General features: G+C 66.6%; 18 protein-coding genes and 1 pseudogene. 8 read left to right on the top strand and 11 right to left on the bottom strand.

All coding sequences use genetic code 11. From position 1 onward, the window contains the following. Nucleotides 1-68 precede the first annotated feature (68 nt). The 3 genes from cra to R6258_RS13175 all read left to right on the top strand — a co-directional run bounded on the left by cra (nt 69) and on the right by R6258_RS13175 (nt 3,850). Nucleotides 69-1,052, top strand: coding sequence for a catabolite repressor/activator (gene cra, locus R6258_RS13185; protein ID WP_318451002.1), 984 nt, complete (start codon nt 69-71; stop codon nt 1,050-1,052). Nucleotides 1,053-1,152: 100 nt separating this feature from the next. Further along, nucleotides 1,153-1,839: a phosphoribosyltransferase gene (locus R6258_RS13180; RefSeq protein ID WP_318451000.1), complete on the top strand. Its 687-nt coding sequence runs from the start codon at nt 1,153-1,155 to the stop codon at nt 1,837-1,839. 76 nt (nt 1,840-1,915) lie between these two features. Next, nucleotides 1,916-3,850 carry an alkaline phosphatase D family protein gene (locus tag R6258_RS13175; RefSeq protein WP_318450998.1) on the top strand — a complete coding sequence of 645 codons (1,935 nt, stop codon included), beginning with the start codon at nt 1,916-1,918 and terminating at the stop codon, nt 3,848-3,850. Nucleotides 3,851-3,866: 16 nt separating this feature from the next. Here the strand turns inward: R6258_RS13175 and R6258_RS13170 are convergent, their stop codons facing one another. The 11 genes and pseudogenes from R6258_RS13170 to R6258_RS13120 form a co-directional block, all read right to left on the bottom strand. Next, on the bottom strand, nt 3,867-6,053 hold the full coding sequence (locus R6258_RS13170; RefSeq protein WP_318450996.1) for an ATP-binding protein: 2,187 nt from the start codon (nt 6,051-6,053) through the stop codon (nt 3,867-3,869). A gap of 33 nt (nt 6,054-6,086) precedes the next feature. Beyond that, a complete protein-coding gene (locus R6258_RS13165) occupies nt 6,087-6,596 on the bottom strand; it encodes a molybdopterin-dependent oxidoreductase (protein ID WP_318450994.1) in 510 nt (169 codons plus the stop codon). A gap of 85 nt (nt 6,597-6,681) precedes the next feature. Continuing rightward, complete coding sequence (locus R6258_RS13160; protein ID WP_318450992.1) at nt 6,682-7,509, bottom strand: MOSC domain-containing protein; 828 nt, start codon at nt 7,507-7,509, stop codon at nt 6,682-6,684. A 49-nt stretch (nt 7,510-7,558) separates the two neighbouring features. After that, nucleotides 7,559-8,341 (bottom strand): ZIP family metal transporter, encoded by a 783-nt coding sequence (locus tag R6258_RS13155; protein ID WP_412176381.1) that lies wholly within the window; start codon nt 8,339-8,341, stop codon nt 7,559-7,561. 178 nt (nt 8,342-8,519) lie between these two features. Beyond that, nucleotides 8,520-8,948, bottom strand: a complete 429-nt coding sequence (locus R6258_RS13150; RefSeq protein WP_318450987.1) for a universal stress protein — start codon at nt 8,946-8,948, stop codon at nt 8,520-8,522. Between the two features lie 21 nt (nt 8,949-8,969). Then, nucleotides 8,970-11,567, bottom strand: a complete 2,598-nt coding sequence (locus tag R6258_RS13145; protein ID WP_318450985.1) for a TRAP transporter permease — start codon at nt 11,565-11,567, stop codon at nt 8,970-8,972. A gap of 170 nt (nt 11,568-11,737) precedes the next feature. Next, complete coding sequence (locus R6258_RS13140) at nt 11,738-12,709, bottom strand: TAXI family TRAP transporter solute-binding subunit (RefSeq protein ID WP_318450983.1); 972 nt, start codon at nt 12,707-12,709, stop codon at nt 11,738-11,740. A gap of 414 nt (nt 12,710-13,123) precedes the next feature. Continuing rightward, complete coding sequence (locus R6258_RS13135; protein WP_318450981.1) at nt 13,124-14,419, bottom strand: TRAP transporter large permease; 1,296 nt, start codon at nt 14,417-14,419, stop codon at nt 13,124-13,126. Then, entirely contained in the window at nt 14,409-14,888 is a 480-nt protein-coding gene (locus tag R6258_RS13130; protein ID WP_318450979.1) for a TRAP transporter small permease, read from the bottom strand. Before R6258_RS13130 ends, R6258_RS13135 begins: the two co-directional genes overlap by 11 nt. 64 nt (nt 14,889-14,952) lie before the next feature. After that, nucleotides 14,953-15,961, bottom strand: a pseudogene (locus R6258_RS13125) (DctP family TRAP transporter solute-binding subunit). 258 nt (nt 15,962-16,219) lie between these two features. Further along, nucleotides 16,220-16,723 carry a DUF192 domain-containing protein gene (locus tag R6258_RS13120; RefSeq protein WP_318450977.1) on the bottom strand — a complete coding sequence of 168 codons (504 nt, stop codon included), beginning with the start codon at nt 16,721-16,723 and terminating at the stop codon, nt 16,220-16,222. A gap of 123 nt (nt 16,724-16,846) precedes the next feature. Here R6258_RS13120 and R6258_RS13115 point away from each other — a divergent pair, with 123 nt between their 5' ends. From R6258_RS13115 to modC, 5 genes are all read left to right on the top strand, one after another. Then, the gene (locus tag R6258_RS13115) at nt 16,847-17,737 is read left to right on the top strand and encodes a DMT family transporter (RefSeq protein ID WP_318450976.1); all 891 of its coding nucleotides are present in this window, start codon (nt 16,847-16,849) and stop codon (nt 17,735-17,737) included. A 96-nt stretch (nt 17,738-17,833) separates the two neighbouring features. Then, the gene (locus R6258_RS13110) at nt 17,834-18,211 is read left to right on the top strand and encodes a winged helix-turn-helix domain-containing protein (RefSeq protein WP_318450975.1); all 378 of its coding nucleotides are present in this window, start codon (nt 17,834-17,836) and stop codon (nt 18,209-18,211) included. A gap of 86 nt (nt 18,212-18,297) precedes the next feature. After that, entirely contained in the window at nt 18,298-19,137 is an 840-nt protein-coding gene (gene modA, locus R6258_RS13105; RefSeq protein ID WP_318450973.1) for a molybdate ABC transporter substrate-binding protein, read from the top strand. 12 nt (nt 19,138-19,149) lie between these two features. Then, complete coding sequence (modB, locus tag R6258_RS13100; protein ID WP_318451152.1) at nt 19,150-19,845, top strand: molybdate ABC transporter permease subunit; 696 nt, start codon at nt 19,150-19,152, stop codon at nt 19,843-19,845. After that, complete coding sequence (gene modC, locus R6258_RS13095) at nt 19,842-21,002, top strand: molybdenum ABC transporter ATP-binding protein (protein ID WP_318450971.1); 1,161 nt, start codon at nt 19,842-19,844, stop codon at nt 21,000-21,002. Before modB ends, modC begins: the two co-directional genes overlap by 4 nt. The last annotated feature ends 13 nt before the right edge of the window (nt 21,003-21,015 follow it).

Genomic DNA, 21,015 nt, shown 5'->3' with positions numbered 1-21,015 from the left:
TGGGCCTCATGACGTACGTGTCGCCGCAACGACTTCGCCGGTGCCATCAATGATCGACAGGAAGGCCAATGACTCTCGCTGAAATAGCCCGGCTCGCCGGCGTGTCGCGCACCACCGCCAGTTACGTGATCAACGGCAAGGCCGAGGAGCGCCGCATCAGCCGTGAGACGGTCGAGCGGGTGATGGCGATGGTCGAGCGTCACCAGTACCGGGTCGACGCCCAGGCCGCCGCCCTGCGCCGTGGCCAGAGCCGCACCCTGGGGCTGATCATCCCCGATCTGGAGAACGCCAGCTACGCGCGGCTCGCCAAGCGCCTCGAGCGCGGCGCCCGAGAGCAGGGCTATCAACTGCTGATCGCCGGCTCCGACGACGATGCCGACACCGAGCGCGATCTGGCCCTGGCACTGCGCGCCCAGCGCTGTCAGGCACTGATCGTGGCGACCAGTCTGGCCCCCGACGAGCCCTTCTATCGCGAGCTGATGGCCGGCGGCCTGCCGGTGATCGCCGTGGATCGCGCCCTCGATCCGTCGCACTTCGTGTGCATCCTCAGTCACAACGTGACCGGCGCCGAAGCGCTGACCCGCTCGCTGCTCGACGATCGGGTGCGCCGCATCGTTCTGTTCGACGCCGTCGAGGCGCTGTCGATCACCCGCGAACGTCGCCAGGGCTTTCAGCGCGCTCTGGCGGGGCATTCTTGCGAGGCACAAATCCGTACCGGCGAGCGTTACGATCGGGCCGACGGCGCGTTGTTGATGCAGCGGCTCATCGACGAGGACGGCCTGCCGGATGCTCTGGTCACCGCCTCCTATACCCTGCTCGACGGCGCGCTCGACGTGCTGCTCGCCAATGGCGGCCTGTCGGCATCGCTGCGTCTGGCCACATTCGGCGACGACCGGCTGCTCGACTTCCTGCCACAGCCGGTCAACTCGTTGCCGCAGGACCATGCGCGGATCGCCGAGCTGACGCTGGCCCGGGCGATCGCCGCCACGCGCGGCGACTACGTGCCCGGCATCGACACGGTCGAGCGTTCGCTGCGCTATCGGCGCGCCTAGCCCGGGCTTTGCGGCGCTTGCCGGGGGCGCTTCGCTGGCCAGATCGGCGACCGGCAGCCACGCTACAGGCATGGCCACCACGCTGGTTAACGGAGGCAGCATGACCGACCTTCCCTTTCAAGACGACCGCACCGAGCTGCCCTTTCATGACCGCCGCGATGCCGGGGAACGGCTCGCCGCGCGCCTGCTGCAGCGGGCGTATCGCAACCCGCTAATCGTCGGCCTGCCGCGGGGCGGCGTTCCGGTGGCGGCCCGCATCGCGCTAGCCCTCAAGGCCCCACTCGAGGTGCTGATCGTGCGCAAGCTGGGGGTGCCGGGACATGAGGAGTTCGCCATGGGCGCGCTGGCCAGCGGCGACGTCAGCGTGCTCGACGAACAACTAATCAGGCGCCTGGCGATCGACGCTCACGCCTTGCAGCGCGTCATCGACCGCGAGCGCGGCGAACTCAGGCGCCGCGAAGCGCGCTTTCGCGGCGAGCGTCCGTACCCGTCCCTCGCCGGGCGCGATGTGATTCTGGTCGATGACGGCATCGCCACCGGCTCGACGATGCGCGCAGCCCTTCGCGCGGTCCGCAAGCTGGGTGCCGAGCGCTGTATCCTGGCGGTCCCGGTGGCGCCCGCCGATTCGCTGGCGTCGTTGCGCAGCGAGGCCGACGAGACCCTCTGTCTGGCCACGCCGGAGCCGTTCAACGCCGTCGGCCAGTGGTATCGGCGCTTCGACCAGACCGAGGACGCGGAAGTGCGCGCCTGCCTCGCCGAGCAGGCCTATCCCGAAACGCAACACTAGTGCGGCGGGTGGGCGTGGCCAGTAACCGCGCGGGCCGGTAAGCTGGCACCACCACCGCCAACGATGCCACGCCCGCATGGACGACCGCCCCGCGCCACCCCCCGCTACCCTCGACGCATTGCCCGAGGTGCTGGCCGGCCCGCTGTTGCGCCGGCTGGAGCCACGCCGCGTGGTGCTGTGGTTGGCCGCCAGCCGCAAGCTGGATCTCACCCTGACGCTCCATCCGCCCGACGACCGGCCGATCGAGATCGCCCTCGACGCGGCACGCTGCCGGCAACTCAGAGTGGGCCGACACCTCGTGATCCAGTTGATCGACATCAGCCTGGAAGCCCCGCTGCCCAGCGATGCGCTGATCGGTTACGACCTGCATATCAACGATCGCGGCGGGGATTGCGACGGCGCGGGCATCGCCGACTGGGCGCCGCACCTGCTCTATCCCGGCCAGCGGCGTCCGGCGTTCGTCATCAAGTCGCGTATCGATGCGCTCCTGCACGGCTCCTGCCGCCGTCCGCATCATCCCGGCGAGGACGGCCTGGCGCGTGCCGATGCCTGGCTGGCGCCGCGCCAGGAGCAGGCCGAAGCGCGCCCCGCGCTGTTGATGTTGAGCGGGGACCAGATCTACGCCGACGATGTCGCCGGGCCGATGCTGGTGGCGATCCATGCGCTGATCGCCCGGCTGGGGCTGTTTGGCGAGACCCTCGAAGGCGCGGTGGTGGCCGACAGCGAGGCGCTGTACGCCGCCACCGAAACCTACTATCACCGCGAGCGGCTGCTGCCCGAGTTCGAGTCCAACGAGGCGCTGCGCGAGCGCTTCTTCGGCGGCGTGAAAAAGCCCATCTTCACCACCGCCAGCGCCGCCAACCACCTGATCACCTTCGCCGAAGTCCTGGCCATGTACCTGCTGGTGTTCTCGCCGGTTGCCTGGCGGCTGATCGCCCCGGTCACGCCGGCGCTGGGCGACGAAGACGCCGCGCGCTACGCCGACGAAGCCAAGATCATCGACGCTTTCGCCGCGGAGTTGCCGGCGGTCTCCCGGGTCATGGCCCAGTTGCCGACGCTGATGATCTTCGACGATCACGACATCACCGACGACTGGAACCTGACCGCCGCCTGGGAGGAAACCGCCTACGGCAACCCCTTCTCGCGCCGCATCATCGGCAACGCGCTGCTCGCCTACCTGCTTTGCCAAGGCTGGGGCAACGATCCGGATCGCCTGGCGACGCCGCTCGATTCGCTCGCCGACCTGTTCGACCGGGTCGCCGACGAACGCCTGCCGGCTACTCGCCAGGACGCATTGATCGGCGAACTGCTGCATCTGGGCGACTGGGGCTACACGCTGGGCAGCCAGCCCAAGCTGGTGGTACTCGACACCCGTACCCGGCGCTGGCGCAGCGAACGCGCCCGACAGCGCCCGTCGGGGCTGATGGATTGGGAGGCCTTGACCGACTTCCAGCAGGACCTGCTCGACGAATCCGCGGTCATCGTGGTGTCGCCGGCGCCGCTGTTCGGCGTCAAGCTGATCGAGGGGGTTCAGCGGCTGTTCACGCTGTTCGGCAAACCGCTGCTGGTGGATGCCGAGAATTGGATGGCGCATCGCGGCGCGGCGAGCGTGATTCTCAATATCTTCCGGCATACCCGCACCCCGAGGCACTACACGATCCTCTCCGGCGACGTGCACTACTCGTTCGTCTATCGGGTGCGCATCCGCGCCCGCCAGCAGGGCCCGGACATCTGGCAGGTCACCAGCAGCGGCATCAAGAACACCTTTCCCGATACCCTGCTCGACTGGTTCGATCGCCTCAATCGCTGGCTGTACGCGCCCTGGTCGCCCCTCAACTGGTTCACCAAACGCCGGCGAATGCGCGTCCAGCCGCTGACACCCGATCGCGCCAAGGCCGGCGAACGGCTATGGAACGGCGCGGGAATCGGTTACGTGCGCTTCGACGCCGAAGGCCGGCCCAGCGAGATGAGCCAGTTGGGCAGCGACGGGCGCGATACGTGCTTTCGCTGAGGCAGCCTTTTAAGGGTCAGGTGGTCGCGTCCAGGCGCTCCAGCGCCTCGAGCGTGTCGTCCAGCGCCGCCTCGATCGCCGTCACCCGCAGGCGCCGACCGGCGACGTCGAGGTGGATCGCATCGCGCTCGAGCGCCGTCGCCAGCGTCGCCACCCGATTGAGCCCCAGCCCGCTCGACTCGCCCTTGAGCCGATGCGCCTGTTCGGCCAGCGCCACGCCGTCGCCGCCCACCTCCGCATCGAGCTCGGCCAGCCGCTCGGGCACCTGCTGCCGGTAGAGCTGCACCAGCTCGTCGATCATCTTCGCCCCCAGGGCGCTTTCGATCTCGGCGAGCACCCCTGAGTCGATCAGCGCCTCGTCGGAGCCGCTGGGCCCGGTGGCGGTGGTGGCCTGTTGCTGCCGCGTTGCCGGCGTCCCCGCCAGGAAGCGACTCAGCATCCGCTCGAGCTGGCCGGGCAGGATCGGCTTGGTCAGGTAATCGGTCATGCCGGCCGCGATGGCCCGCTCGCGCGCGCCATCGAGTACCCCGGCGGTCATCGCCACGATCGGCACCTCGGCCAGGGCGCCACCCGCCGCGCGAATAGCGCGGGTGGCCTCGATACCGTCGAGCTCGGGCATCTGCATGTCCATGAAGATCAGGTCGTAGTCGCCGGCCAGCGCCCGGGACACGGCCAACCGGCCATTCTCGGCGACATCGATCGTGAGCCCGAAGCGTTCGAGCAGCGCGATCGCCACCCGCCGGTTGACGGCGTTGTCCTCGACGACCAGTACGCGACCGTGGAACGGCGTCTCGCCGAGCGTCGGGAAGGGAATCTGCGACGGCGCCTGCACGACCACCCCCTCGGCGCGCGAAAGCGGTACCTCGAACCAGAAACGACTGCCCTGATCCTGCTGGCTGACGAAACCGATGGTCCCGCCCATCGCATTGACCAGGCGCTTGCAGATCGCCAGGCCCAGCCCGGTGCCGCCGTAGTGACGCGCCGTGGAGGCATCGCCCTGGCGGAATGGCTCGAACAGCGTCGGCTGGCGCGACTCGGGAATGCCGCAACCGGTATCGCTGACCGTGAAGCGCACCTGCCCCGCCTCGCCCGCGGCGACCGACAGCACGACCTCGCCGACCGTGGTGAATTTGAGCGCATTGGACAACAGGTTGAGCAATACCTGGCGCAGCCGGCCGGGATCGCCAATCAGCTGGGCGGCCACGCCCGGCTCGATGCGCCACTCGAGTTTCACCGGCAGGCCTTCCACACGCGGTGCGAGCAACTGCACGACGCTGTCGATGCAGCGTTCAAGATCGAAGGCCTCGACCTCGAGATCGAGCCGTCCGGCCTCGATCTTGGAGAAGTCGAGGATATCGTTGATCAGGCTGAGCAGGATCTCGGCGCTCTCGTGGATGGTCAGCGCATAGTGTCGCGACTGGGCGTCGCGCTGACGCTCCATCAGCAGCGCGCTCATGCCGATCACGCCGTTCAGCGGAGTGCGTATCTCGTGGCTGACCACCGCCAGGAAGTCCGACTTCGCGCGGCTCGCCGATTCGGCGCGATGCGCGGTGACCTCGAGTTCACGGCTGAGCACCTCCAGGGTTCGGCGGGAGGCGTCGTTGGCGCGCGCCTCCTGGAACAACAAGCGCACCACGCTGACGGTCGCCAGGCTCATCAGCACGATCAGCGCGAGCAGCGCCGTGTACAGCTGAAACATGGTCTCGCGCGCCGCGGTCTTGGTCTGGGCGAAGTGCTCGTTGATCGCCATCACCAGCCGCTGGGTGCTATTGCCGAGCGACTGGAAGCGCGCCTGCAAGCGCTCGACGGCCGCGGCATCGAGGCTGTTCAGGCTTCGAATGTCTTCGTCGAGCGCCTCGACCTGATCGAGAATCGGCTCGATCAGTCCCTGCACCGTCGGAATCGAGCGAATCAACTCGGCGATCTGGCCGTCGCGAAGCAGATTAGTGCGGCTGTACAGCAGGTCGAAACTCAGTTGCAGCTCGTCGAGTGCCTGCGGCGGGCCATGCTCGCTACGCAATAGCTGGCTGCGCAGTTCGATGGCTTCGCGATCGAGCTTGTAGGCGACCCAGGCGGCGTCGCTGCCGATCGTCGGAACCAGGCTGCCCTGCCCCCAGAAGATCAGGCTGACGACCACCAGCGCGGCGATGAAAAAGAACACGGCCGCCGCCGTGGCCCACTTGAGCCGTAATGGATAGCGCACGCTATTGTCCTCGCCTCGACGGATGCACGTCGGTCATTGGATCTCGATGCTGGCGACCTGCCAGACGCTGCGAAAGCGGATCTTCTCGGTCTGCAGTGCGGGGTCCTCGTCGAACGGATAGAGTATGAAGATCGGTCCGAAGTCGCGCACCGTCAGGCGCTCGCCGTTGCGCATGATCGCCAGGATGACGTCATGGGCGATGAAGTCGCTGACCGGAATCTCGGCGACGTAGTCGTTGAGCGCCTTGATGATCAGCGTATCGCCGCTCGCCCCCACCGCCTCGAGCAGATCGCGCCCCAGCGGCCCCGAGAACTGCGAGACACCTTCGGTCCAGGGAGTGTGCGTCGCCACCGTATGCATTCCCAGCGCCTTGAGCATCTCGGCGTCGAAGTGCGCGGCTTCGCCGACATTGGTATGGCTCAGCTTGCCGGTCACGCTGAGAATCACCTGTCCCTCGGGAAGGGGTAGTTGTGCGTCCGCCCAGAGCATCGTCGGCATCGCCAGCAGCAGTTTGAACATCGTCAGTGACAGAAAGTGGCGCATGGTTAAAACCTCTCATCGAAGCACGTGCTTCATCTATGAGGGCATGCCACGTCCTGTTTGCTTGCCCGGTGGGTCGCGAAAGCCGTCAGCGCGTCACTGGTTGGGTCTCCAGCACTTCCAGCGGGGCATCGAGCGTTAGTTCGCCCTCGTTCAGCGCGATCAGGTTCTGGCCGAAGTAGATCTTGCCCTGCGCACCGCGCCGATACCCGGCCAGCGTGCGCAGCGGCTCGCCGCGCGGCATGAACTCACCACTCGCCGGGTCGACGGTAATCATCTTGCAGCGCGAGCAGGGCTTGTCGACGGCAAACTCCAGCTCCCCGATGCGGATGCGCTTCCAGCCGTCCTCGGCATACGGTTCGGTGCCCTCGACGACCAGGTTGGGGCGAAACTGAGCCATGCGCTGTTCAGTGGCCATGCGCGTGTTCAGATCGTCCAGCGAGGCCTGCGAGATCAGCATCAGCGGATAGCCGTCGGCGAAGCTCACCCGGCGCGCTATCGCGCTACGATAACGCGGCGAGCGCCGCCCCAACCATAACAAGCGCACGGGCTCGTCGAGCACGGCGCCAAACCAGTCGTCGAGACGCTCGGTGGTGGTCAGCGCGGCGAAGTCGTCGCCCCACACGCCGGTCGCGAACGAGGCCGCCGAGAAATCCGCCTCGCGCGCCTCCAGCGCGCCCAGACCCGGTGCGCTCAGCGCCAGTCCACCCTCGAACGGCAGCGCCACGACGCGCTGCAGCCGGGGGTGACTGCGTGCGGTAATGAAGGTGCCGTCGGGTTTGGCGAGCATGTAGCGCCGATCGCCGACCAGCCCCTCTTCGGTGACCCGGGCGCGCTCGAGCGCCTGCCCGGCGGTGGACTTGACGGGATAACGGTAGAGCCCCGCAAGCCGGGGTTGGGCAGTACCGGAAAGCATGGCCTGGGATCCTTGTGTGACAGGGTCATGATACCCGACGAGACAGCCGTCAAAGCGTCGAATCGAGCATCAACATGACCGTAAAACCGGCGAGTACGCCGGTCGTGGCGTAGTGTTCGTGGCCCTGACGATGCGACTCGGGGATGATCTCGTGGCTGATCACGAACAGCATCGCCCCGGCGGCGAACGCCAGCCCCCAGGGCAGCAGGGTCTGGGCGAACGACACGGCAACCGCCCCCAGCGCGCCGCCGAGCGGCTCGACCAGGCCGCTGAGGAATGCCAGCCAGAAGGCCGTCCTGCGCCCATAGCCGGCGGTCAGCAACCCCAGCGCGACGATCAGTCCCTCGGGCAGATTCTGAATGCCGATGCCCAACATCAGCGGCACCCCGGCGCTGGTGTCGCCGTTGCCGAAGCCCACGCCCACCGCCAGCCCTTCGGGAAAGTTGTGGATGGTGATGGCGAAGATGAACAACCAGACCTGCTGCAGCTTGGTGGCGTCGGCACCGCTCTGCTTGCCCAGCACGAAGTGTTCGTGCGGCACCCACTGCTCGATGGCCATGATCAGGCCCCCGCCGGCGGCGATGCCCGTCGCGACGAGAAGCAGTGCCGGCAGCGTTCCGCCGGTCAGTCGCTCGGCCTCCTCGATGGCCGGCAACGCCAGCGAGAAGGCGCTGGCAGCCAGCATCACGCCGGCGCCGAAGCCCATCAGCGAGTCCTCGAGGCGCTGGCTGACACGCTGCAAGAGCAAGATCGGCAGTGCCCCGAGCGGCGTGAACAACCCCGCGGCGAGACTGGCGAGGATGCCCGCCTGCACCGCGCTCAATGATTCCAGCCAGGCCAGCAGACCCGGCAGGCGCTGCACGACAAGCGCGGCGGCCAGCCCGAGCAGCAACAGCCCACCCAGCGGTAGCCACCACAATCGGCGCGTTGCGCCGACACCGTTGCTCATAACGGTCCTTGTCGTATCACTTCCGGCCGCAGGGTCCCGGCTCGCCAACCGCCACCCGGCACTAGCGCACCACCATCACGGAAATATCGGCATGATGGACGACGTGTTCGGCATTCGGCCCCAGCAGCCGATCGGCAAGCTTGCGCTTGTTGTGCGAAGCCATGACGATCAGGTCGCCATCGACCGAACGCGCCGACTTGATGATGCCTTCATAGGGCGAGCCATCGGCGATAATGCACTGGGCGTGCACGTCGTCGGGAATGTGCTCGGCGACGAAGCGATGCTGGGCATCGGAGAGCGCCTGGCGCGCCTTGTCACTGAAGTCGGCGGGGAAGAAGCTGCCGACCAGCGGCATGTGGTAGTCGGGCAGCACGGTCACGATATGCAGCGAGGCTCCGAAGGTGCGGCACAGCGCCAGCGCCGTGGGCAAGGCGCGCTCCCACGAAGCCGGCTCGTTCATGTCGACGGGCAAAACGATCTTCTTGTACATACGGCGATCCCCTTTGGGCGGTTATGCCGCCGACGCAGTGGTAGACGACGCAATACGCCGACGACGTTTCTGCATCAGCACCACGAAGCAGAAAATCAACAATGCCGGTATCCAGATCCACTCCTTGGCCGGGCGTCCTTCTTCCGGCACCTGGACCGAAACGATCTGCTGATCGAAGTCGAAGCCAAGTTCCTTGGCCGGGCTACCGAAGGTGGTCATGTCGACCAGCGTCTCGCCGTCCTCCTGCATCAGCATCAGCCCCAGGTTGTCCATTCGCTCGCTCGGGGTCGCACCCGGCTGATAAGGGACGCGGACGAAGAAGCTGATCGGATCGCCGTAGTTGTCCAGCCCGGCCACCTTGACGCGCAGATTCTCGCCCTCATCGATATCCGCCAGGGCCTGTGCGAACTGGGCCGGCGGCACGTCCCGATAGGGGTCGTCGATCATGTCCATCCAGTACCCCGGGCGGAACAGCGCAAACGCCACGACCAACAACAGGAGACTCTCGTACCAGCGGCTTTTCACCAGCATGAAGCCCTGCGTCGCGGCCGCGAAGATCAGCATCGCCACCGTGGCGATGACGAAGATTAACAACCCGTGCCAGAGGTCGACATTGATCAGCAGCAGGTCGGTATTGAAGATAAACAGGAACGGCAGCGCCGCGGTGCGCAGACTGTAATAGAATGCCTGAAACCCTGTTTTGATAGGATCCCCACCCGATACCGCCGCCGCCGCGAACGACGCCAGCCCCACCGGTGGTGTGACGTCGGCCATGATGCCGAAATAGAACACGAACAGGTGCACCGCGATCAGCGGTACCAGCAAGCCGTTCTGCTGGCCCAGCGTGACGATGACCGGCGCCAGTAGCGCCGAGACCACGATGTAGTTGGCGGTGGTCGGCAGTCCCATGCCGAGGATCAGGCTGAGCACCGCGGTGAGCATCAGCATCAGCATCAGGTTACCCATCGACAGCGTCTCGACGAGTTCGGCAAGCACCAGTCCGACGCCGGTCTGCGAGACGGCGCCGACGATGATCCCGGCCGCCGCGGTGGCGATGCCGATACCGATCATGTTGCGCGCGCCGTTGACCAAGCCATCCCAAAGATCCTGAAACCCGGCACGAATGTCAGCCGCCATGTCGCTACGTCCACGGAAGATCGCGATCAGCGGGCGCTGGGTGACGATGATGGCGATCATCAATACCGTTGCCCAGAAAGCCGACAATCCCGGCGACAGCCGTTCGACCATTAGGCACCAGACCAGCACGATCACCGGCAGAATGTAATGCAAGCCGACCATTAACGTCGGTCGGGTCTGGGGCAGGATGATTTCTGCATTGGGATCATCCTCCTCGAGTTCCGGATAGCGCGCGCTGACCTTGAGCAGCAACACGTAGACCACCGCCAGAACTACCGCCACCACCCACGGCGTGGCCTCGCCGAGTACCGGCTTGAGCCAGCCCAGGCCGTAATAGACCACGAACGACAGCGCCATCAATAGCAGCAGCCCGGTCAGGAAGCCGATCACTTTATTGAGCAGTGGCTTGACCGGATTACTGCTCTTCAGCCCCTGCATACCGGCCTTGAGCGCCTCGAGATGAACGATGTAGACCAGCGCGATGTAGGAGATCAACGCCGGCAGGAAAGCATGCTTGATGACCTCGACGTAGGAGATGCCCACGTATTCGACCATCAGGAAGGCGGCAGCACCCATCACCGGCGGCATGATTTGCCCATTGACCGACGAGGCCACCTCGACGGCACCGGCCTTCTCGGCCGAAAATCCCACACGCTTCATCATCGGCACGGTAAAGGTGCCGGTCGTCACCACGTTGGCGATCGATGAACCGGAAATCAGCCCGGTCATGCCCGAAGCGACCACGGCCGCCTTGGCCGGCCCCCCGCGGTAATGACCGAGCATCGAAAAGGCCAGTTTGATGAAATAGTTGCCGGCACCGGCCTTGTCGAGCAGGGCACCAAACAGTACGAATAGAAAGACGAAGCTGGTCGACACGCCCAGCGCGATACCGAATACACCCTGAGTGGTGATCCACTGATGATTGGCCAGACCCTCGAGGCTGACGCCCTGGTGCGCCAGCATGGCCGGCATGTAGGGGCCGGCCAGCGAATAGACGAGAAATACGATGGCCACGATCATCAACGGCGGTCCCAGCGCGCGCCGTGTGGCCTCGAGCAGCAACAGAATGCCCGCCACGGCGACGATCACGTCCTGGAGGATCGGCGCTCCCGGACGCTGCGCGAGCTGCTCGTAGAATACATACAGATAGGCCGCGGTACCGGCCGCGACCAGCGCCAGCACCCAATCGACCGCCGGCACCCGATCGCGCGGCGAGCGTTTGAACGCCGGATAGGCCAGAAAGGCGAGGAACATGGCGAAGGCCAGATGAATCGATCGCGATTCGGTGGCGCTGAACACACCAAAGCCGACCAGGAACGGCAACGGCGAGGCGATCCACAGCTGAAACAGGGACCAAGCGGCCGCCGTACCCAGCAGAATACGATTGGGGGTCCCCCCCAGTTTGCGCGACCCGGTATCGCTGGAAGCGACCAGATCGTCCAGCTCGCTTGAGCTGGCCGCGGGCTTGTCTTTTTCAGCCATGAGCAGTGCCCTGTTATTCGAGGTTGGCCAGCCATCGGCGCGCACGGCCTGGCTGACTCTGACTATCAGTGTAGGCCGCCGCATGGACGCAGCGGCCCGCAAGAATCAACGATGCGCGACCACCCTCTCGGGTGGCCGCGCATCAGGTCATTGCAGGATCTCCCGATGAATCAGTCGATCCAGCCCTGCTCCTTGTAGTAACGCGCTGCGCCTTCATGCAACGGTGCGGTCAGGCCGTTACTGATCATCTCTTCGGGTTTGAGGTTGGCGAACGCCGGGTGCAGTTTCTTGAAGCGATCAAAATTCTCGAATACCGACTTGACGGTCTGATAGACGGTATCGGCATCGGTGTCGGCGTCGGTCACCACGGTCGCCATCACGCCGAAGGTGGTGACGTCATCCGGGTTGCCCTTGTACAGGCCACCGGGAATCGTGACCGTTGAGTAGTATGGGTATTTCTCGACCAGCGAATCGACCGCCTCGCCCTCGAGCGGTACCAGCTTGGCATCTACGGTGGTGGTGGCTTCCTGGATGGAACCATTGGGGTGGCCGACCACGTAGACCATGGCATCGATGTTGTTATCGGCCAGCGCGGAAGCCTGCTCGGCGGCGGTCAGCTCGGAGGCCAGCGAGTAGACGCTGGTGTCCCAGCCCTTGGCATCCATCAGCACTTCCATGGTGGCACGCTGGCCGGAGCCCGGGTTGCCGATATTGACACGCTTGCCCTTGAGGTCGTCCAGCTCGTCGATATTGGCGTCGGCGCGCGCCAGCACGGTCAGCGGCTCGCCGTGCATCGAGAAGACCGAACGCAGGTCCTTGAACGGTTGCTCGAAGGTGCCTTCGCCGTTGTAGGCGCGATAGGCGACGTCCGACTGGGCGACGCCCATGTCCAGTTCGCCGGACTTGATGCCGTTGATGTTGGCCACCGAGCCGCCTGTCGAAGGCGCGTTACACTTGATGTTGGCGTCTTCGACCCGGTTGACCATGCGACATACCGACTGGCCGACGACGTAATAGACGCCGGTCTGGCCGCCGGTGCCGATGGTGATGAAGTTCTGTTGGGCCTGAGCCGGCGTTGCGAGTGTGGCAGCACCGAGGATGGCGCCGGAAGCCATAGCGGCGGAAAGTAACTGGCGTTTCATGCAAGACACCTCATTTGGGTTGTTGTCACGTTTTCGGTCCCTGGCCAACTCATCTCGACGTAGATCATCGGACTGTACCGGGCATGCCGGCAGGCGAACCGATCCTGCGCATTAGCCAAGCGCGTCGTCAATGACCGATCGCTTGGCTGAAAATAGCCGTCGCCCTGTCAAGATACGCACTGTCACACAGGGCTGCAAAAGTGTTCGTCGTTCGTCGGAGCGACGATCAGGCACTCGACGACATGGGCAGTGCGGCTGCGGCTCGGCAATCTTACCCAAAGCCGTCAGCGGACGACAGACCCTTGAATGACTAAGTCGTTGAAATGGCACACTGCGCAAGGGGAAAACGCCGGGAGACAGAGCCCTCCCGGCGTTGCTCATTCTAGCCCATGGCGCTGGTGGCTCGACCCGGGCTCAGAGGTTGTAGCCCAGCACGCCGGGCAGCCACAGCGCGATGGGCGGAAACAGCGCCACCAGCAGCAGGGCCGCGGCCATCGCGACGACGAACACCAGCGCCCAGCCCAGGGTCTGCTCGAGGCGGATGCCGGCCACCTCGGTGGTCACCATCAAATTGACCGCCACCGGCGGCGTGAACTGGCCGATGGCGATATTCATCGCCAGCAGGATACCGAACCACACCGGATTCCAGTCGAAATGCTGCATCACCGGAATCAGGATCGGCATCAGGATCAGATAGATGGAGATCGCGTCGAGCAGCATCCCGGCGAGCAGCACCGCGATCATGATCAGCAGCAGCATTACCGCGCCGTTGTCGGACAGCGCGATCAGCCACTCGGCGAGATGCCGGAAGGTGCCCAGCATGGTGCCCGCCCAGGCGAAGATGCCGGCCAGCGCGATGATCAGCATCACCACCCCCGAGATCGTCGCCGCCTCGCCGAACAGGCGCCACAGTGCGCGCCAGTCGAGTTCCCGAGTCAGCAAGAGTCCGACCACCACGCCATAGGCGACCGCCGCCACGGCGGCCTCGGTCGGGGTGAACAGCCCGCTGCGCAGGCCGCCGAGGATCAGTACCGGGGCGAACAGCGCGGGAATTGCCTGGCGGAAACTCTCGCCCAGGGGCGGGCGCGCGACTTCGTCGGGCGCCTCCCAGCCATGGCGACGCGACAGCCAGAACGCCGGCACCAGCAACGCCAGGCCGGCGAGCACGCCGGGAAACAGCCCGGCGGCGAACAGCGCGCGCAGGTCGACCCCGGGCACCACGATCGAATACAGGATCAGCGCCACCGAGGGCGGGATCAGGATCGCCGTCGAGGCCGAAGCGGCGATCAGCGTCGCCGAGAACGGCTTTGGATAGCCGGCGCGGGTCATGCTCGGCAGCATCACCATCGCCACCGCCGCCGCATCCGCCGGGCCCGAACCGCTCATGCCGCCCATGATCATGCACACCAGCACCGCGACCAGCGCCAACCCGCCGTGACGCGGTCCGATCAGCGCCTGGGCGAAGCGCACCAGCCGCGCGGCGACGCCGGCGCGCTCGAAGACCAGGCCGGTAAGGATGAACAGCGGTATCGCGATCAGCGGGTACTTGGCGATGCTGTTGTAGGTGTTGGTGCCCAGCGTCGCCAGCATGTCGGGCGAAAGGCCGGTGACGATGCCCACCGCGCCGGCCAGGCCCAGCGAGAACGCCACCGGCACCCCGGCCAGCAGCAACAGCAGGAAGCTGGCGATCATCCACAGGTCAGGACTCATCGTCGAGCTCCCCACGCAGGCGATCGCGAGTCTGCTGGACGAGCCGCACCAGCATCGCCAGCGCCAGCAGCGGCAACCAGACCAGGTACCACCACTGCGGCACGCCGAGGCCCGGCGACAGCGACTGCCAGTGGTATTCCTGCCAGGCCAGTTGCGCCCCGTAGCCCACGATCAGGCCCAGCACGGCCAGTCCCGCCAGGCCCTGAAACAGGATCAGGGCGCGCCGCGGCCCCGGCGGCAGCGCGCGTTCGACCAGGCTAATGCGAATATGCCCGTTGCGCCGCACGGCCACCGCCGCGCCGGCGAAGGTCACCACCACCAGCAGGAATACCGAGAACTCCTCGGTAAAGGCGAACGAGGCGTCGGTCACGTAGCGCACCACCACGTTGGCCAGGCTGATCAAGGCGATGATCATCAGCCCGAGACTGGCCAGCAGGCGCTCGAGCCGCGCATCCGGTTGCGGTTTCATGCAGACCTCGTGAAAAAGCCGGCCAGCGCCGAGGCGGCTGACCGGCGATGCGACAAACCCAGGATTAGTGGTTAGAGACCGCCTCGCGTGCCGCGGCGACGATGTCCTCGCCGATCTGCGGGGTCCATTGCTCATATACGCTCTGGGTCGCGTCGACGAATGCCTGACGCTGCGCATCGCTGAGCTCGACCACCTCGACGCCGCGCGACTTGATGTCGGCCAGACGCTGGTCTTTCTGACCGCGCGACAGCTCGATCTCCCACGCACCGGCATCGACCGCCGCCTGCCGCAGCAGTTCGCGGTCGTCTTCCGGCAACTGCTGCCAGACGTTGCGGTTGACGGCGAAGATCAGCGGATCGTTCATGTAGTGCCACAGCGTCAGGTACTTCTGGCCGACCTGGTCGATACGCGCCACGTCGAACACCGACAGCGGGTTTTCCTGGCCGTCGACGGCGCCGGTGGTCAACGCCGGCTTGGCATCGGCCCAGCTCATCTGGGTGGGATTGGCGCCCAGGGCGGTGAAGGTGTCCTGGAACAGCGGCGAACCGACCACGCGGATCTTCAGCCCATCGAGGTCGTCGGGCGAATCGATCGCCAGCTTGGAGTTGGAGAGTTCGCGGAAGCCGTTCTCGCCCCAGGCCAGCGGCTTGACGCCGCGCGACTCGATCGCCGCGAAGATCTTCTCGCCGGCCTCGCCACCGGTAATCGCATCGACTGCGGCGTAGTCCGGCATCAGAAACGGCAGCGAGAACAGGTTGAGCTGCGGCACCTGCGGCGACCAGTTGATGGTCGAGCCCACCGCCATGTCGATCAGCCCCTGTCGCATCGCCGAGAACTCGCGGGTCTGGTCGCCATTGACCAGCTGCGAGTTGGGATAGACGCGCAGGGTGATGCGCCCCTCGGAGCGCTGCTCGACCAGTTCGGCCCACTTCATCGGCGGCCTGGCCCCAGGGGAAGGCGTCCGAGAGTACCGTCGAGACCGAGTATTCGCGAGCCTGGACGGTTAGCGCGGTGCACAGCAAAGCGGCTCCTGCGATAGCGGCAGAAAGGCCGGTACAGCGGCGTGTGATCATAGATCCGTGTCCTTGCATGCGCCAGCCGGTGGACCCGGCCTGGCTTCGTTATGAGTAGCGAGAAATCATGGCTTCTAATGCATCCAGGGCCCTGGAGGGTAGGCGGGCCTTTGCTGGCCGGCTTCTGGCCGGCGTCGATTCTGGCGTACGAGGACGGATAGTCCACAACGTCGCACCCGGCTGGCCGAGCGAGGCTTCATTGTAAGGCGCCGGTGAGCGAATGAAAGTTACCGTGCGTGCGCCATTAGGCGTATTCGTTCAGGGCGATACCGGTAGCGCGACACGATCGCCGACCTCTATATCGCGCGCGGCGAAATAGCCGTCGTTGACCTCGAGCGCCGCGCGAAAGGCCACCCCCGCCGGGTACGAGGGGCAGTCGCTGGCCCGCTCGCTGAGACACGGCGGCATGTGCCTGATGGCGAGAATCTCGCCATCGCTGCCGAGAAAGGCGATCGCCAGCGGAATCAGCGTGTTGTGCATCCAGAATGCCCCCTGGGGCGATTGCTCGCGGGGATAGACGAACAGCATTCCGGCTTCGTCCGGCAGCGTCTCGCGATTCATCAGGCCGCGCGAACGCTCGCGCGGTTCGCGGGCGATCTCCACGCTCAGCGCATGGCGGCGCTCGCCGTTGTCGATGATCAGCCGCGAGCGCTCCAGGCCACCCTCGTCGCCCTCGGCGAGGGCGAGGCTCAGCGCCATGCCCAGCGCAACCAGCGGCGCCCAGCGCCAATGGCGCGCCGCTTGCCGTGAACCGTCCTGCATTGTCGCTCCTCGATGCTCGCCTCATGCCCCGGCGATACGGTTGCCTCGCTGCGATCGCCCCCCTTCTTTATACTCGTGGCTCGCCCTTTAGTCAGGCCCTCCGCCGCACACTCAGGATGTCCCGTGCCACTACGTGATCTAGCGCTCGGTCTCACCGTCATCGCCATCTGGGCGCTCAATATCATCGTCATCAAGCTCGGCGTCGCCGACATGCCGCCACTGCTGCTGATGACGCTGCGCTTTATGCTGGTCGCGGTGCTGATCGTGCCCTTCACCCGCATCACCCGCCGCCAGCTCCCCTGGTTGCTGCTGCTCTCGGTCACCTTCGGCGGGCTGCATTTCCCGCTGTTGTTTCTGGGACTGGGTGAAGCCGAGGCCGGCACCGGCGCGTTGCTGGTGCAAATGGGTACCCCCTTCGCGACCCTGCTCGCCGCGGCCTTCCTCAAGGAGCGCCTCGACGCGCGCCGCTCGATCGGCCTGCTGCTGTCGTTCGGCGGGGTGGTGATCATCGCCGGCGGGCCATCGCTGCCTGCCGCGCTGCCCACCACCCTGCTGCTGGCCAGCGCGCTGTTCTGGGCGGTCTCCAACCTGTTGATCAAGGCGGCGCCGTACATTGCGCCACTGACCCTGGCCGGCTGGATAGCGCTGTTCGCGATTCCCCAGGTGGCGCTGGAAAGCTGGCTGTTCGAGAGCGGTCAGTTGGCGGCGCTGAGCGCTGCCGGACCGAGCGGCTGGGGGGCGGTCGTCTACACCGCCGTAATGTCGTCGATCGTCGCCTACGGCCTGTGGTATCGGCTGCTGCAGAAACATCCGGTCAGCCGCGTCGTGCCCTTGTCGCTGCTGATGCCGGTGTTCGCGGTGCTCCTCGGCGTCTGGCTACTGGACGATTCGCTGGGCGTCAACAAGCTGGCCGGCGGCACCCTGGTGGTCGCCGGGCTGGCAGTCATCAATCTACACCTGGACACGTTGCTGCCCTGGTTCGGCAAGCGCCGCAGCGGCACTCAAAACCGCTGACGGCAAGCCGCGGCCTATCGGGCGGTCGTCAACCGATCCTGTGGCCGATGCCGATCGCATGGTACAAAATGGTTTCATTTCGCCCCCGGAAAACCCATGACACGCACCCGACACGATCGCCCCGGCTTGCAGATCCGCCTGGTCGCCGACCGGGACGTGGTGCTGGGCCCGGGCAAGGCGGCGCTGCTCGAGGCGATCGAGGCCAGCGGCTCGATCGCCGCCGCGAGCCGCACCCTGGGTCTGAGCTACAAGAAGGCCTGGCAACTGATCGACACCATGAATCGTCATCTGCCCCAGCCGGTCGTGACCACCGTCACCGGCGGCAACCAACGTGGCGGCGCCGGGCTGACCCCGCTGGGCCGCGAGGTGATCGAGCGCTATCGCGCGCTGCAACGCAAACTCGATCCCGCCGACTGCGAGGAAGCCAGGGACTTGCTGGCCCTCGTCGGTCAGTGCCACGACACGCCCCGCTGAGCGGTGCCCTGCGCGGCGCTTGGCAAGTCGTCATCCGGCCTCTACAGTGAAGCCGTTATATCCATTCGTACATAACGGAATTCGCGATGGCCACCCTCCCCGTAGAAGCCGCCACCCCCCGTTCCTGCCGTTCGCCGCTGCGAATGGCCGCCCCGTGGCTGCTCATCGCCGTGCTCCTGACGGCGCTCGGCCAGCCGCCGCTGGCGCGGGCCGCACCGAGCGTACACATCTATGCCGCGGCATCGCTCAGCGACGCGCTGGACGCGGCCATCGCACGCTACGAGGCCAGCCATGCGGCGCGTATCGTTCCGGTCTATGCCGCCTCGTCGACTGCCGCCCGCCAGATCGCCCACGGCGCGCCCGCCGAGCTGTACTTTTCCGCCAACGAACGCTGGATGAACTGGCTCGGCGAGCAGGGCATCACCCTCACCGAGCGCAGCGACCTGCTGCACAACCAACTGGTGCTGATCGCCCCGCGCGACGGCGACACCCGGCCCATCACCCTCGACGGCAATCACGAACTGGCGGCGCGGCTCGGCGACGGGCGGCGCCTGGCGGTGGGCGATCCCGCCCACGTCCCGGCCGGTATCTACGCCAAGCAGGCGCTGCACGCGTTGGGTGAATGGCAGGCGCTGGAGCCGCGTCTGGCGCGGGCCGACAACGTGCGCGCCGCGCTGGCGCTGGTCGAGCGCGGCGAGGCGCCGCTGGGCATCGTCTACAAGACCGACGCGCGTGCCAGCAACCAGGTGCACGAGCTCGCCACCTTCCCCGCCGACAGCCACCCGCCGATCAACTATCCGCTGGCGCTGGTCGGCGCCTCGCCCAGCGAGGCGGCTCGGGCTTTCCGCGAGTGGCTGGCCAGCGAACAGGCCCTGGCGATCTTCCACGATTTCGGCTTCACCGCAGCCGCGCCGGGCGCGCACTGACCCGCCATGCCCATGCTCTCGGAGATCGAGCGCGAAGCCATTGCCATCAGCCTCAAGGTCGCCGGCAGCGCGGTCGGTTGGACCCTGATACCGGGTATCGCCCTGGCCTGGCTGCTGGCGCGTCGCGAATTCCGTGGCAAGGCGCTGCTCGACGGTTTACTGCACTTGCCGCTGGTGCTGCCACCGGTGGTGGTCGGCTACCTGTTGCTGATCTCGCTCGGCCGCCAGGGCTGGCTGGGTCAGTGGCTGGATCGGCTGTTCGGGATCGGCCTGCCGTTCACCTGGCAGGGCGCGGCACTCGCCGGCGGAATCATGGCGTTTCCGTTGCTGGTGCGCGCGGTACGGCTCTCGCTCGAGGCCGTCGATCCCAAGCTCGAAGCCGCGGCCAGCACGCTGGGCGCCAACCGCTGGCGGGTGCTGGCGACGATCACCCTGCCGCTGGCACTGCCCGGGGTGATTACCGGCACCCTGCTGGCCTTCGCCCGGGCGCTGTCGGAATTCGGCGCCACCATGACCTTCGCCGCCAACATCCCCGGCGAGACGCGCACCCTGCCGCTGGCGCTGTACAGCTTGATCCAGACCCCCGGCCAGGAGGACGCCGCCGCGCGACTGTGCGCGCTGTCGATCGCCATTGCCATGCTAGCGCTGCTGGCCTCGGAATGGCTGGCCCGGCGCGCCCGGCGGCGCATCAGCGAGCGTGACGGATGACCCGCCTGCATAAAACCGACTCGCACGGGCTCGCCCTCGACGTGACAAAGCGTCTCGGCGGCTTCGCGCTGTCCGCGGAGCTGACCTTCCCGGCCACCGGCGTCACCGCGCTGTTCGGCGCCTCGGGCAGCGGCAAGACCAGCCTGCTGCGGCTGATCGCCGGCCTCGACGGACCCGATGACGGCAGCATCCGCCTCGCCGGCGAAACGCTGGTCGATACGCGCCGTGGCGTGTTCGTCGCTCCCCATCGCCGCCGCCTGGGGGTGGTCTTCCAGGAAGCCCGGCTGTTCCCGCATTACCGGGTGCGCGGCAACCTGACCTACGGCATGCCGCGCGCGAAGCGCAAGCGAGACACCGTTAAGGGCCCCGGCTTCGATGCCGTCGTCTCGCTGCTGGGTATCGAGGCGCTGCTGGATCGCCTGCCCGGCACCCTTTCGGGTGGCGAGGCACGCCGTGTGGCGATCGGCCGGGCGCTGCTGAGCGAGCCCCGCATGCTGTTGCTGGACGAGCCGCTGAGCGGGCTCGATGCGCCGCGCAAGCGCGAATTGCTACGCTACATTGGGCAACTGGCGAAGCGCATCGACATTCCCATCCTGTTCGTCAGCCATGTCCCCGAGGAGCTCACCGCGATCGCCGATCATCTGGTCGTGCTCGAGCACGGCCGGGTTCGCGCGCACGGCCGCCTCGAGGAGCTGCTGTTGCGCTTCGACCTGACCGAGCAGTTGGGTGGCTTCGATGCCGCCTCGCTGCTCGAGGCGCACCTGGTCGGCCACGACGAACGCTACGCGCTGAGCACGCTGCGTCTCGCCGACGGCCAGACGCTGGCCGTGCCCAGGGTCGATGCGCCGCTGGGGGCTCGCCTGCGCCTGCGCGTGCCGATCCGTGACGTCGCCCTGGCCCTGCTCCCCCCCGAGCGCACCAGCTTTCGCAACCAGCTCGCGGCCACCGTCGCGCGCATCGACGCCACGCCCGGCGGAACCGGGATCGGTAATGACGAGGTCGCTGAGAACAGTGCCGTCGAGGTGGGCCTGCGCCTCGGCGACCAGCCGCTGCGCGCGCGCTTGACGCGCAAGTCGCTCGACGAGCTGGGGCTCAAGGAGGGCATGTCGGTCATCGCGCTGGTACGCAGCGTCGCCTTCGCCGAAGTGATGGTGTGACGCGCCGCGCGCA

The organism is Halomonas sp. HP20-15 (assembly GCF_033446685.1).
Classification (GTDB): Bacteria; Pseudomonadota; Gammaproteobacteria; order Pseudomonadales; family Halomonadaceae; genus Modicisalibacter.
Note: the sequence above shows the minus strand (reverse complement) of the source record. Positions and strands in the feature narration are given on the sequence as shown.